Here is a 12,221-nt window from a genome sequence, read left to right as displayed (position 1 = left end):
GCGGCGGACGGCGCCGCCCGGTGAGCGATGCGGGCTCACCGGGCGGCGGGTATCCGGGCGGTCGTGGTTATTTCGCCGCGGCGACGAGCGCGGGCTCGATCTTGTCCAGGATGTAGGGCAGCGAGAGCACGGTCGGCTGGTTGATGGCGCCGATATCGGTGGTGTCGAGGAAGACGACGGAACCCTTGCGAACCGCGGGCAGCTCGCCGTATCCGGGCAGTTGCCGGTAGGCGGAGTCCTGGCCCGCCGAGTATCCCGCGATGAGCAGATCCGCGGTGAGTTCCCCGGCCCGCTCCGGGGACAGCGCCACCCGGCCGCCCTGCGCGGGCAGATCCCGGACGGTGGCCGGAACGGCCATACCGAGCCGGGTGAACAGCGCGCCCGAACCGTCGTCGGGGTCGTTGAGCACCATGAGCTGGGTCGGGCCCGCCAGCCAGGTGCTCAGGAAGGTTTTGCCGCGCAGTCCGGGATTGGCGGCGCCGAGCGCGTCGACCTTCGCCCAGACATCGGAGACGAGCCGTTCCGCGTCGTCCTCCCGGTGCAGCACCTTGCCGAGAGTCGTCACCAGATCCGGCCACGGCGCCCCGGCCTTGTCGCTGAGCGCGGGCGGGGTGGGCGCGATCTTGGACAGCTGGTCGTAACGGTTCTTGTCGGCCAGGAACGGATCGGCCAGGATGAGATCCGGTTCGAGCGCGGCGACCTGCTCGGCGATATCGCCGCCGGTGTCGAGCGCCCGGGACTGTTTCAGCGAATCGGGTTCCCACGCACCGGTTCTGCCGGTGAGGGCGGAGACGTTGTCGATATGGCCCGCCGGCACGATCCCGAAGGCCTGCACGGTATCGAGCCACTGGTTGCCCAGCGCCACGATGGTGGTGGGCGTGCCCTCGACCACGGTTTCGCCGTACGCGTGGGTGACGGTGACTCCCTCGGCGGCGGACCCCGCATCGGAGGCGCCGCAGCCGGTGAGCGCCACGGTGAGCGCCCCGGCGAGCGTGACGAGCGCGGCCCCGGTCCGGCTCCGCGATTTTCGCGCTGTGTTCATGGTCGAGTTCCTCCTCAGCAGGGCCGCCCGCAGCAGACCGGCCGGCCCGTCAAGGATAGGACAGGCTTAGCTAAGTTGGGGATGTCCCAGATTCCGTTGCCGCCGATTATCGGGTCCGCACGCTACGGCCGCCCGGCCGTAGCGTGCGTCGGTGTCCGGACGAACGCCGCCCGCGGCGTCCTCGGATTCACGGTCCCGCCGGTACCGCGGAGATCGTCGTTCCCTGCTCCGGGATCTCACAGGCCGACGCGCTGGTCCTCCGGCAGGAACAGCGCGTCGGCTTCGACGACGCCGAAGGTCCGGTAGAACTCCGCGATATTGCGGACCACCTGGTTCACCCGGAACTCGTCGGGGGCGTGGGTATCGCTCGCGAGCAGGCGCTCGGTGACCTCCGGGGTCATCTTCGACCGCCAGATGCGCGCATAGGACAGGAACATCGTGTGATAGTCGGGGGCGGTCACCCCGGCCCGCTCCTCGGCCAGGCGGTAGGCGGCCAGTGCGATCTGCAGACCGCGCAGATCGGCCAGGTTCTCGCCGACGGTGAGCTCCCCGTTGACATGCTGTTCGGGGGCCAGCCCCTCCGGGACGAGCGCGTTGTACTGGTCGATCAGCTGTTTCGACTTCGCGTCGAAGGCGGCACGGTCGGCGGGAGTCCACCAATCGCGCTGATTGCCGTCACCGTCGAATTTCGAGCCCTGATCGTCGAATCCGTGGCCGATCTCGTGCCCGATGACCGCGCCGACGCCGCCGTAGTTGACCGCGATCTCGGCATCCTTGTCGAAGAACGGCGGCTGCAGGAACGCGGCCGGGAAGACGATCTCGTTCGTCACGGCCGAGTAGTAGGCGTTCACCGTCTGCGGCGAAGCGCTCCATTCCGATTTGTCGACCTCGGTACCCAGCCGGTCGAAGGAGCGCTTCACTTCGAAATCATTGATGGCGCGCAGCGATTCCACGATCTTGCCGCGGGTGACCTTCAGGCCGGAGTAGTCGGTCCATTTATCCGGATATCCCAGTTTGAGGCCGATCTTGTCGAGTTTCTCGATCGAGGCCTGCCGGGTCTCCGGCGACATCCAGTTCGAAGCGGTGAAATTCTCCCGGTAGGCGGCCATCAGATCGTCGACCATCACCTGGACGCGTTCCTTGGCCTCGGGCGGGAAGTGTTTGTCGACATACAGCTTGCCGAGCTGCTCGCCGAGATTGCTGTCGACCGTGCCGACGCCGTTCTTCCACAGTTCGGGCCGCTGCTGCAGCCCCGACATGAGCCGCCCGTTGAAATCGAAATTCGCGTCCGAGATCTCCTTGGGCAGGACGTGTGCGTAGGCCTTGATCACCGCGAGCTTCAGATAGTCGCGCCAGATCGCGATATCGGTATCGGCCCAGATCTTGCCGGCCTCGGTGACGTAGGACGGCTGATTCACCACCACCTTGGCGAACAGGTCCTTCGGGCGGTCGGTGATCCCCTTCAGCCAGGGTTCCCAGTCGTACTGCGGGGCCAGCGCCGTGGCCTTGTCCCAGTCGAACACGTTGTAGGTGGCGGCGGCGTCGCGATTGCGCACATTGTTCCAGTGCGCGGCGGCGATCCTGGTCTCCAGTGCCATCTGCCGGTCGGCCGTTCCGGCGGGATCGGGCAGATCGGCGCCCTTCGCCAGGCGTTCCAGCAGGGTGCGGTATCCGGCGAGTTGCTCGGCGAACTGGGGGTCGCGGTAGTACTGCTCGCCCAGGCCGAGCCCGGACTGCCCGATCGAGGCGATATAGGCGGTGGAGTTCTTCTGGTCGATACTCACCCCGATACCGATGAGCCCGCCGATCGGCAGCCGGCCCATCACCTCGGCGAGGGCCGGTTTGTCCTTCGCGTTCTCGATCTCGGCGAACATCGAGTCCAGCGGGGTCAGGCCCAGCTTCTCGATCTCGTCCAGATTCGTCCGGGCGTCGTAGAGGTCACGGATGTGCTGGGCCTCGGTGCCGTCCTCCGGGTCCCGGATGCCCTCGATGATCTCCCTGAGCTGGAGTTCGGTGCGATCGTTGGCCTCGCTGAACGCGCCGAAGGAAGTCTTGTCGGGCGGCAGCCGGTACTCGCGCAGCCATTTGCCGTTGACGTGCCGGTACAGATCGTCCTGCGGGCGTACGGCCGGATCGGAACCGTCCATATCGACGGTGACCAGCTTGACCGCTTCGTCCTCGGAGCAGGACACCAGCGCTCCCGCGGCGGGCAGCAGCCCCAGCGCGATCAGGAACGAGCGGCGGCCGAGCACGAACGGACGATCCGGCGATTTCATACGAAACCTCTCCCCGATGCGGGACCCGCACCTCTCCTAGGCGAACCAGCCCCATGAGGCTACCGGCGCCGCCCCCTCACGTCGCGCCGGGACACATCTCCCCCCGGATTATGGTCCGAGCTGCGGATTCGCTATCCTTGACCGGTTGCCTGCGGGCCCGGTGCCCGCGATTCGGCCGCGAACCCCCGGTGGTTGATCGTCGAGATCATGCAGAACCGCTGGTAGGCGCGCGTTCGGATGGCGACAGACCATGCCCGTCGGGTCGGCAATCCGGCGTGCTTATCGTCCAGGTCGAGGAGGCTGAAGTGATTCAGCAGGAGTCGCGGCTGCGCGTCGCCGACAACACGGGTGCCAAGGAGATTCTCTGCATCCGCGTTCTCGGTGGTTCGTCGCGCCGCTATGCCGGTATCGGCGACGTCATCGTCGCCACCGTGAAAGACGCCATCCCGGGCGGCAACGTCAAACGGGGTGACGTCGTGAAGGCCGTCGTGGTGCGCACCACCAAGGAACGGCGCCGTCCGGATGGTTCCTACATCCGTTTCGACGAGAACGCCGCCGTGCTCATCAAGGCGGACAACGACCCGCGCGGCACCCGCATCTTCGGCCCGGTCGGGCGCGAGCTGCGCGACAAGAAGTTCATGAAGATCGTTTCGCTGGCCCCGGAGGTGCTCTGACATGAAGGTGCACAAGGGCGATACCGTGCTCGTCGTCTCGGGCAAGGACAAGGGCGCCAAGGGCAAGGTCATCCAGGCCTTCCCGAAGGACAACCGGATCCTGGTCGAGGGCGTGAACCGGATCAAGAAGCATGTCGCGGACTCCGCGAACCTGCGTGGCGCCTCCTCGGGCGGCATCGTGACCCAGGAAGCGCCCATTCACGTGTCCAACGTGATGGTCGTCGACTCGGACGGTAACCCGACCCGTATCGGCTACCGCACCGACGAAGAAACCGGCAAGCGGGTTCGGATCTCCCGTAAGAACGGGAAGGACATCTGATATGACCACCTCCGAGAAAGTGCAGCCCCGGCTCAAGCAGCGCTACCGTGCCGAGATCAAGGATGCGCTGAACAACGAGTTCAACTACCCGAACGTCATGCAGATCCCCGGCGTGGTCAAGGTCGTGGTGAACATGGGTGTCGGCGACGCCGCCCGTGACGCGAAGCTGATCAACGGCGCGGTCGACGATCTGGCCCTGATCACCGGCCAGAAGCCGCAGATCCGCAAGGCCACCAAGTCCATCGCGCAGTTCAAACTGCGTGAGGGTATGCCGATCGGCGCGAAGGTCACCCTGCGCGGCGACCGGATGTGGGAGTTCCTGGACCGCCTGGTCTCGATCGCCCTGCCCCGTATCCGCGACTTCCGTGGTCTGTCGCCCAAGCAGTTCGACGGCAACGGCAACTACACGTTCGGTCTGAGCGAGCAGTCGATGTTCCACGAGATCGATGTGGACAAGATCGATCGTCCGCGTGGTATGGACATCACCGTTGTCACCACCGCGACCAACAACGAAGAAGGCCGTGCCCTGCTGAAGCACCTCGGCTTCCCGTTCAAGGAGAACTGAGACATGGCCAAGAAAGCACTGGTCAACAAGGCCAACCGCAAGCCGAAGTTCGCTGTGCGCGCCTACACCCGCTGCCAGCGCTGCGGCCGGCCGCACGCGGTGTACCGCAAGTTCGGCCTGTGCCGTGTGTGCCTGCGCGAGATGGCCCACCGCGGCGAGCTGCCGGGCGTGCACAAGAGCTCCTGGTGAGCTGAGCCCGGCGGGCCACGGCCCGGCGGATAGTTCATACGACAGAAGGACCCGAGCCCCGGCTCGGGTCCTTCTTGTGCTTCCAGCACCGTCGGCCGCCGTAACCGGGCCTTCGAGTGCCCCGAGGTGATCGCCGCGTTCACCGCCTTGGAACGTCGTCTGGCAAGTCCCGTGGGTGACACGCGCATATCGCCTCCCGAGCGGCCGGTGCCTCGCCGCCGAGTGCCGTAGCCGCTGGGCCGGCGGTAGATCTACACCCAGACCGAGGCCATGGTGAACGGGTGTCCCCGGAGCGCGACCCAGGTGGGTTTGGCGGCGATCCAGGTGTCGTCTATCGAGGATTCGGTGAGTTCGGCGAGCTGCCATCCGGCCGTGACCCCGGCGGTCACATGGTCGCCGAGGGTGTGCAGGTGGGTGGAGATCGCGAGTGGTTCACCGTCGTCGCCGGTGTAGTGGGTGGGCATGCCGGTGACCATCATGAACTGCGGGTGGTAGCTGACCAGTACGAAGATTCCGCCAGGGGCGATCAGGCGGCGGGCTTCGGTGTAGAACGGTGCCAGATCGGGGAGATGCTCGTCGATCAGCGAGGAGATGACGAGATCGTAGGACCCCGTGGGTAATCCGGTCGTGCGGACATCGCCGCGCGTCACGGTGTCGTGCACGTTCCGTTCCCGCGCGCGGGCGAGCATTCCTTCGCTGAGATCGATTCCGTCGATCGGGGCATCGCTGTACTGCCGGAGCCAGGCGGCGGTACGGCCGGTACCGCAGCCGAGATCGGCGGCCCGCCGGATTCCGGTCCAGCTCGGCCGCCGCAGCCGGTTCAGGAGTGCCAGGTCCATGTGGTCGAGGACGGTCTGCTCGTAGGTGGGCGCCCAACCGTCGTAGCCGGTTGCGACATCGACGGTTCGGTAGTGGCGGCGGTCGAAATCGGCGAAGCTGGGCATGGGACCACTTTCGCGGCCGACGGCTGCGCTCGCAATGTTGTTTCAGGTGCGAAGCAGCCCGCTGACCAGAAGTAGCAGTGATTGCTGGGTTTGGGCGCGGGCGGTTTCCCTGTCCTCGGCGTGGGCGACGATGAGGCCCGCTTCGGAGACGGCGCTCAGCAGGAGCTGGGCCAGGACCGGTACGGCATCGGCGGTGATCAGGCCGGACTCGCGGGCGCGTTCCAGTTCGGTGGTGATCAGGCCGAGGCCGTGGCGGGCTTCGAGTTCGCGCCAGGCCGGCCAGCCCAGGACCGCCGGGGCGTCGAACAACGCGATCCGGATGAACTCCGGTCGCTCGCAGATCCCCAGGAAGGTGTTCAGGCCGGACGCCATCGCGACGAGGATGTCGTCGGCGGGCGCCGCCCGCAGGGACTGCGCTATTTCCGCGGTGATCTCGACTTCCAGCTGTTCCAGGACCGCGAGGAAGAGTCCGCGCTTATCGCCGTAGTGGTGTTGCAGGGCGCCCCGCGTGACCCCGGCCTCGGACACCAATTGTTCCGCGGAGGTGCCCGCGAACCCACGCTCGGCGAACAGGCGGCGGCCGGTTTCCTCGAGCGTGGTCCGGGTGGTGCGGGAGCGGTCCTCCTGGCTACGGCGTGGCATGCAGCCGAGTGAACTCCAGGATTCGTTCGGCGAGCAACTCGGGCCGGTCTTCGGGGATCAGGGTGTAGGAGTCGTCGACGAGTTCCAGGGTGGCGTGCGGGAGATCGCGGACCAGACGCTCGGCGAAGGAGACCGGGAACAGTTTGTCCTCCCGGGCCCAGACGACGAGTACCGGCACGCCGACCGAACCGAATCGGGTGGCGGCGTCCAGCGTGTAGCCGCGGTGCGCGTGGCGCAGGAATCGCCGCAGGTCGGCCCGGATCGACGCCGACTCTATGCCGGGGCGCAGATAGGAGTCGACCGTTTCGCGCGGGATCGGGCGTTTGGTCAGCCGGCCGAATACGAACGGGAGGCGGTGCAGGGACCGCGGCCGCAGCAGTTCGGTCATCACCCGTATCCCTCCCGGTACCCGTGCGACCTGCGGTAGCAGGGTGAACGGCTGCGGCAGGAAGCTCTCGTAGGAGTCCACCGCCGCGAGGACCACGCGGCCGATGCGTTCCGGCCGGCGGGTCAGCAGGATCTGGGTGATGGCGCCGCCGGTGTCGTTGGCGACGACCGTGACATCGGTGAGGTCGAGGTGATCGAGGAATTCGGCGATCAGGTCCGCGACGCCGGTGGGGGTGAGATCGGCGCCGGGGGCCGGGATCGAATGGGAGCCGAGCGGCCAATCCGGGGTGAGGCAGCGGTATCCGGCCGCGGCGATCGGTGGCACGGTATGCCGCCACAGATCGGAGTTGACGAGTAGTCCGTGGACGAAGACGACCGGCGGTCCTTCGCCGGTTTCGCGGTATCGGATATCCGCGCCGCTCAGATGGGCGATGGCGCCGTGCCGGGGTTGGTTGTGGTCGGACATTGTTCCTCCCTCTGTCGGTCTCTCGATAGTTACATACATTCGGTATGCATGTATAGAGGGTGGATAGAACACGCAGGTCGGCGCCGGGGCGCGGGTGCTGTCCTGTCCGGCCGCGGAAGAACTCCGCGGCCGGGGCACCGGTCAGGCGAAGTGGGATTTGTAGATCTGGCCGTGGACGCCGACGGTGCGGTCCACGACCTGGGAAACAGTGAAATCGGCCGCGGCGGAGAGGTACGCGTACGCGGTCGCCCGGTCCATGCCCTTCTCCTGCTCCAGGAAGTCGAGGGCGTTGACCACCGCCCGGCGCATGGCCACGTTCAGATCGCTGGACTGGCCGTTCTGTGATCCGTCGGGATCGGACAGGCCGATCGGGATCCACGATTCCTCGGTCTCACCGAACGGGTACTTGTACGCGATCTCGGGTGCGTCGCCGGAACCCGGTTTGCAGACGGTGAGCCGGAACGTACCGCGCAGCGACCCCTCCATCGCGGTGAGCGCGGCTTCGCCGTCGCCCATCGCCATATGGGGGTCGCCGACGTAGAACAGGGCGCCCTCGGCGAAAACCGGCAGGTAGAAGGCCGATCCGGCGCCCAGGAGGCGGATATCGATATTGCCGCCGCCGCGGGTCGGGGGAATCGAGTTGGCCGACGCGGCTTTCGGGTCGGTATCGGGCGAGAAGGCCACGCCCATCATGCCCATGAACGGGCGCAGCGGGAACCGCACCTTCGCGTCGCCGAAGGGCATGACGCCCAGGCCTTCTTCGATGGCGGTGAAGGTGGAGACATTGCCGTAGTCGCGCGGGTCGCCGGTGTGGCGCCGATCCGTGGCCACCGGCGGCATCACCTCCTCCAGCGAGATACCGGCCGGGGCCTCGCCGTTCGCGGTCCGGGCCAGCGCGCCTTTACCGTGCCGGCTCGATACGACGCCGTAGGGCACCCGCGGGACGGCGGCGAGGGTTTCGATCTTCAGCACATCACCCGGGCGCGCGCCTTCGACGAACACCGGTCCGGTGACGATATGCGGGCCGTCCTTGTCGAAATCCCGGGGCGTGCGGTCGTAGCCTTCGGCGATCGCGACGGCGTCCGCGAGCACATCGCCTTTCGCCACGCCCTTCGCTCCGAAATACTCGACGGGGTCGCGGCCCTGATCCTCGAGGATGCCCTCGTGCGAGACCGCGTCGATCGTGACCGTCTCACCGGATTTCATCCGCAGCACTTCTTTGCTGTGGACGTTGGGCACATAACCCCACAGCACCTGTTCCACTTCCGAGCGCAGGTAGTGGTCGCCGGGGATATCGCCCTGGCCGGGCTGCAGGATCGGGACGCCGCCGCTGAACGGTATGGCGGGTGAGGAGGTCGAAACAGGGTTGGTGGCGCCGCTTCCGGTGGAACAGGCGGTCGCGGTCGCTGCCGCGCCGACCGCACCCACCGCGGCCGCCGCCCGGAGGAACCCGCGCCGGCCCAGGCCGCGCGTGAGAGTTTCGGCGGCGTCGCGGGCGAGGAAATCGGTCATGGGTACCTCCGGAATCAGCTGGTCGAGCGTCCGGAAACTATCGAGACAAAATTTCACCGGTGTTTCATATCCATTACCGGTTCGCGCGCTGCAGGGATCGTTCGGCCAGGCCGCGTATTCCGGGGAGGGTGATCGCGCGCATCATCAGATCCCGGGCCCGGATATGGGCCCGGGTGGGTGGGGCGTACTGGCTCATACCGCGCCTGGCCAGTGCCTGCCGCTTGGCGGTCTCGGGCCGCAATCGTGCCTCCCAGTGCGTGAGCGCCGCCGGGATATCACCGGCGTACTCGTCCAGCGCGGTGCCGAGTTCCCCGGCTCCGGCCAGGGCCAGGGCCGCGCCGTGACCGGCGAACAGCGAGACGCACCAGGCCGCATCGCCCAGTAGTACGACCCGGCCCCGGCTCCACGAGTCCGCGACCACCTGGCTCACCGAATCGAAGTAGGCCGCCGCCGGAGCCTGTGTCAGCCGGTCGAGGGCGTCGGGCACGCCGCCTCCCACATCGCCGAAGGCCGCGGTGAGGGCGGATACCGGTCCGGCGGCGATTTCGGCCGCGGGGTCGGCGGCCCGGTAGGTGAAGAAGGCCGAGGACCGTCCCGGTCCGAGGTTGATCACGGCCGCGGTGCGCCGGGGTCCGATGAACGTGGTGCCCGAATTCTCCGGAATCCCCCGCGGTACCCGGGTCAACGGGAACGCTCCGACCACGTGCCGGAGGTCGACCCGGAATCGGGATTCGGGTCCGAAGACGGCGTCGCGCACTCCGGAGTGCACACCGTCGGCGCCGACCAGTAGGTCCGCGCGTTCGGAAGTGCCGTCGCTCAACTCGATTCGCACCTCGGCGCTGTCCTGTTCCACCGCCCGCACCGTGGTACCGAACCGGATATCGGCGACCTCGCGCGCCGCCGCGTACAGCACGGATTCCAGATCGCCCCGGAATACGGTGAGCGCGCGGGGGCCCAGTGCCGCCTGGGCGAATGCCGCCGGGACGGCGAACTTCCGCCGGCCGTCGGCCGTGACGAGGATCGAGGTGAACAGGCCCAGATCGCGGTCGCGCAGATCGGGTAGCAGGCCGAGTTCGTCGGCGGCGTCGTAGCCGCGGCCGAGCAGATTCACCATATAGCCGCCTGTCCGGCGGGCCGGGGATCGCTCCACCACGAGTACCTGCCAGCCCGACCGGTGCAGGCGCAGGGCGGTGGCCAGGCCGGCGATCCCGGCGCCCGCCACCACCGCCTTTCGTGCCGGTGTGCTGGTGGGGGTCCGGTCGTTCGTCACTGTCCGCTCCTTGGGTCCGGGCAAGTATGAGCAGTTGCTCAAACTCTAGTATGAGCACATGCTCATACTGGCGGCAAGTTCCGTAGACTCGGAGGGGTGCCCAGAGGTGTCGCCATACCGGAAGTCCGCCAGCAACTGTTCGCCGCCGCCGAACGGGTGATCGTCCGCGAGGGGCCGGGCCGGCTCAGCGGTCGTGCGGTCACGGCGGAGGCCGGGGTCGCCACCGGGTTGCTGTACGCGCATTTCGCCGATCTCGGAAACTTCCTGGCCGACTACGCCGTGGACCGCGCCTTCCTCATCGCGGCGGGAGCGACCGGGCTTCCCGAGCGGGCCGGTACCGGGGATATCGCGGCGAATCTGTGCGACGCGGTCCTCTCGACGCCGCCGTCGCGGGTGTGGGTGTTCGTCCGGCTTCTCGTCGCGCGGCCGGACCTCGTCGAACGGGTCCACGCGGTCCTCGGTGCCAAAACGGCGGGGCTGGAGGCGATCGAGGCGGCGGCGGCCGACTATCTCGCCGCCGAACAGCGGCTCGGACGAATCGGCGCCGCGGCGGACCCCGAGTGGCTGGCGCTGGCGCTGGTCGGCATGTTCCATCATCTCGTACTCACCGTCCGCGCCGAGGAGGAGATCCGGAGGCGGCTGCGCGGTGCCGTGGCGGGGCTGGTCGCGAGCTGCGCTCCCGCCGGGCCCGCGGAGCCACCCGCCCGGGCGGACCGCCGCTGACCGGGTCTCATTGGGGCAGAGCCGGATTCGTTCCCAGTGCCGGTAATGGGGTGAATGTCCGGATGTTCCGGGCGTCGCCTAGTATCGGCGGCTGTGACTCGTATGGCGCGGCGGCCGAGCCTGGTGCAGGTGTTGCTGCTCGTGCTCGCCGCGGTCGTGCTGACACTCGAGGTCCGTGACAGTTCCGGATCCGAATCGATTCACGTTCAGCAGGTTTCGCCGGTCGCTTTGCCGACCGCAATGGATGGCGCGGTGACGATCGCGCCGTCCGATCCGCGGCAATCGGACGGGCACGCGGTGCACTGCCCGTACGCGTGCCTGCGCGCACCGGCGGTCCGCCCGCGAATGGACCACCTGTGGGTCGCGGCGCTGCTCCTGGCCGCCCTGTTGCTGGGCGCGGCGGGCTCCGCGCACCGGCGCCCTCGCCCGCCTCTCATCGGCTACCGCGCCGCCGCCACCGGATCGGTGTTGTTACTGCGCCTCTGCGTCTCCCGTCGCTGACGGGTCGGCGGCGGGAGCGGGAACGTCCGCCCCGGCCGCCGGCTATCTCCCGGTTCCGGTGAGTTCCGGCATCCTCCGCGCGTACACGGTGCACGGTGGCCTCCGCTGCGGCTGCCGCACCCGGGGACAGTTCTGCGCGCCCGCCCGGTGGATTTCCCGCGGGCGGATGAGGAGCCCCTCGACACCGGAACATCTCGGACTCTCGACACGGCCGACCCGTGTCCGAGAAACGGCGTCCCGAGTCCTCGGCGCCGCCGGCGCCGGTCGTACCGGCGCCGATCATCCAGTGAAGAAACGAATCCCACGAAGTCAGGAGATGAATTCCGTGAGACCTCTCACCCCGTTGATCGCCCTCGCCGCCCCGCTCGGCTGCCTCGTTTTCGGTAGCGGTACGGCTTCGGCGCTGGCGGTGACCCCGTCGCCGAAAGCGGTCACGGTGGACCTGACCGATGCCGAGGCTCGGGCGATCACCGGCCTGAACCTCGGGCCGGTGCTGGGCGCGCTGCCGCCGAACTTCACGCCGGAGGCCAAACAGCGCCTCGGGGCGAGCATCGCCGAATTCGCGGGACGGGCCGCGATCGCCCCGGGTTCCACCCTGCGGGTGATCATCGACGAGCCGGTGGCCGCACCGCCCGGGGTCAGTGTGACGGTGATTCGCTGATCCGTCGCACGTGACGCGGTGCGGCCGGCGATACCCGGCGGTCGCACCGC

14 protein-coding genes are annotated in these 12,221 nt (G+C 68.0%); 7 read left to right on the top strand and 7 right to left on the bottom strand.

What is annotated here, in order from left to right; genetic code table 11:
- Window positions 1-67: 67 nt before the first annotated feature.
- Both ACZ6SF_RS21350 and ACZ6SF_RS21345 read right to left on the bottom strand, forming a co-directional pair.
- Window positions 68-1,042 carry an ABC transporter substrate-binding protein gene (locus ACZ6SF_RS21350; protein ID WP_466063904.1) on the bottom strand — a complete coding sequence of 325 codons (975 nt, stop codon included), beginning with the start codon at window positions 1,040-1,042 and terminating at the stop codon, window positions 68-70.
- A gap of 236 nt (window positions 1,043-1,278) precedes the next feature.
- Window positions 1,279-3,318: a M13 family metallopeptidase gene (locus ACZ6SF_RS21345; RefSeq protein ID WP_466063903.1), complete on the bottom strand. Its 2,040-nt coding sequence runs from the start codon at window positions 3,316-3,318 to the stop codon at window positions 1,279-1,281.
- A gap of 305 nt (window positions 3,319-3,623) precedes the next feature.
- On the opposite strand from ACZ6SF_RS21345, the gene rplN reads away from it, so the two are divergent.
- From rplN to ACZ6SF_RS21325, 4 genes are read left to right on the top strand one after another with little or no spacing between them, the layout of a single operon-like run.
- The gene (gene rplN, locus ACZ6SF_RS21340; protein ID WP_014349098.1) at window positions 3,624-3,992 is read left to right on the top strand and encodes a 50S ribosomal protein L14; all 369 of its coding nucleotides are present in this window, start codon (window positions 3,624-3,626) and stop codon (window positions 3,990-3,992) included.
- Between the two features lies 1 nt (window position 3,993).
- On the top strand, window positions 3,994-4,311 hold the full coding sequence (gene rplX / locus ACZ6SF_RS21335) for a 50S ribosomal protein L24 (protein ID WP_355239036.1): 318 nt from the start codon (window positions 3,994-3,996) through the stop codon (window positions 4,309-4,311).
- A 1-nt stretch (window position 4,312) separates the two neighbouring features.
- On the top strand, window positions 4,313-4,876 hold the full coding sequence (gene rplE, locus ACZ6SF_RS21330) for a 50S ribosomal protein L5 (protein ID WP_466063902.1): 564 nt from the start codon (window positions 4,313-4,315) through the stop codon (window positions 4,874-4,876).
- 3 nt (window positions 4,877-4,879) lie between these two features.
- Window positions 4,880-5,065, top strand: a complete 186-nt coding sequence (locus ACZ6SF_RS21325) for a type Z 30S ribosomal protein S14 (protein ID WP_014349101.1) — start codon at window positions 4,880-4,882, stop codon at window positions 5,063-5,065.
- 251 nt (window positions 5,066-5,316) lie between these two features.
- Here ACZ6SF_RS21325 and ACZ6SF_RS21320 read toward each other — a convergent pair whose 3' ends face one another.
- From ACZ6SF_RS21320 to ACZ6SF_RS21300, 5 genes are all read right to left on the bottom strand, one after another.
- The gene (locus ACZ6SF_RS21320; RefSeq protein ID WP_466063901.1) at window positions 5,317-6,009 is read right to left on the bottom strand and encodes a class I SAM-dependent DNA methyltransferase; all 693 of its coding nucleotides are present in this window, start codon (window positions 6,007-6,009) and stop codon (window positions 5,317-5,319) included.
- 42 nt (window positions 6,010-6,051) lie between these two features.
- Window positions 6,052-6,651: a TetR/AcrR family transcriptional regulator gene (locus ACZ6SF_RS21315; protein ID WP_466063900.1), complete on the bottom strand. Its 600-nt coding sequence runs from the start codon at window positions 6,649-6,651 to the stop codon at window positions 6,052-6,054.
- On the bottom strand, window positions 6,638-7,504 hold the full coding sequence (locus ACZ6SF_RS21310; protein ID WP_466063899.1) for an alpha/beta fold hydrolase: 867 nt from the start codon (window positions 7,502-7,504) through the stop codon (window positions 6,638-6,640). Before ACZ6SF_RS21310 ends, ACZ6SF_RS21315 begins: the two co-directional genes overlap by 14 nt.
- Before the next feature lie 141 nt (window positions 7,505-7,645).
- On the bottom strand, window positions 7,646-9,016 hold the full coding sequence (locus tag ACZ6SF_RS21305; RefSeq protein ID WP_466063898.1) for an acetamidase/formamidase family protein: 1,371 nt from the start codon (window positions 9,014-9,016) through the stop codon (window positions 7,646-7,648).
- Between the two features lie 73 nt (window positions 9,017-9,089).
- Entirely contained in the window at window positions 9,090-10,286 is a 1,197-nt protein-coding gene (locus tag ACZ6SF_RS21300) for an FAD-dependent oxidoreductase (protein WP_466063897.1), read from the bottom strand.
- A gap of 96 nt (window positions 10,287-10,382) precedes the next feature.
- Between ACZ6SF_RS21300 and ACZ6SF_RS21295 the strand changes: the two genes are divergently transcribed.
- The 3 genes from ACZ6SF_RS21295 to ACZ6SF_RS21285 all read left to right on the top strand — a co-directional run bounded on the left by ACZ6SF_RS21295 (window position 10,383) and on the right by ACZ6SF_RS21285 (window position 12,171).
- Entirely contained in the window at window positions 10,383-11,009 is a 627-nt protein-coding gene (locus ACZ6SF_RS21295) for a TetR family transcriptional regulator (RefSeq protein WP_466063896.1), read from the top strand.
- Between the two features lie 93 nt (window positions 11,010-11,102).
- The gene (locus ACZ6SF_RS21290; RefSeq protein ID WP_466063895.1) at window positions 11,103-11,510 is read left to right on the top strand and encodes a hypothetical protein; all 408 of its coding nucleotides are present in this window, start codon (window positions 11,103-11,105) and stop codon (window positions 11,508-11,510) included.
- 325 nt (window positions 11,511-11,835) lie between these two features.
- Window positions 11,836-12,171 (top strand): hypothetical protein, encoded by a 336-nt coding sequence (locus ACZ6SF_RS21285; RefSeq protein ID WP_466063894.1) that lies wholly within the window; start codon window positions 11,836-11,838, stop codon window positions 12,169-12,171.
- The last annotated feature ends 50 nt before the right edge of the window (window positions 12,172-12,221 follow it).

This window comes from Nocardia sp. NPDC049935 (assembly GCF_055586645.1).
The sequence above is the reverse complement of the archived record's forward strand: the minus strand, read 5'-3'. Positions and strand labels throughout refer to the sequence as shown.

Coding starts and splice junctions, on each gene's coding strand:
- ACZ6SF_RS21350 (WP_466063904.1), bottom strand. CDS start 1,042: ATGAACACAGCGCGAAAATCGCGGAGCCGGACCGGGGCCGCGCTCGTC.
- ACZ6SF_RS21345 (WP_466063903.1), bottom strand. CDS start 3,318: ATGAAATCGCCGGATCGTCCGTTCGTGCTCGGCCGCCGCTCGTTCCTG.
- rplX (WP_355239036.1), top strand. CDS start 3,994: ATGAAGGTGCACAAGGGCGATACCGTGCTCGTCGTCTCGGGCAAGGAC.
- rplE (WP_466063902.1), top strand. CDS start 4,313: ATGACCACCTCCGAGAAAGTGCAGCCCCGGCTCAAGCAGCGCTACCGT.
- ACZ6SF_RS21325 (WP_014349101.1), top strand. CDS start 4,880: ATGGCCAAGAAAGCACTGGTCAACAAGGCCAACCGCAAGCCGAAGTTC.
- ACZ6SF_RS21320 (WP_466063901.1), bottom strand. CDS start 6,009: ATGCCCAGCTTCGCCGATTTCGACCGCCGCCACTACCGAACCGTCGAT.
- ACZ6SF_RS21315 (WP_466063900.1), bottom strand. CDS start 6,651: ATGCCACGCCGTAGCCAGGAGGACCGCTCCCGCACCACCCGGACCACG.
- ACZ6SF_RS21310 (WP_466063899.1), bottom strand. CDS start 7,504: ATGTCCGACCACAACCAACCCCGGCACGGCGCCATCGCCCATCTGAGC.
- ACZ6SF_RS21305 (WP_466063898.1), bottom strand. CDS start 9,016: ATGACCGATTTCCTCGCCCGCGACGCCGCCGAAACTCTCACGCGCGGC.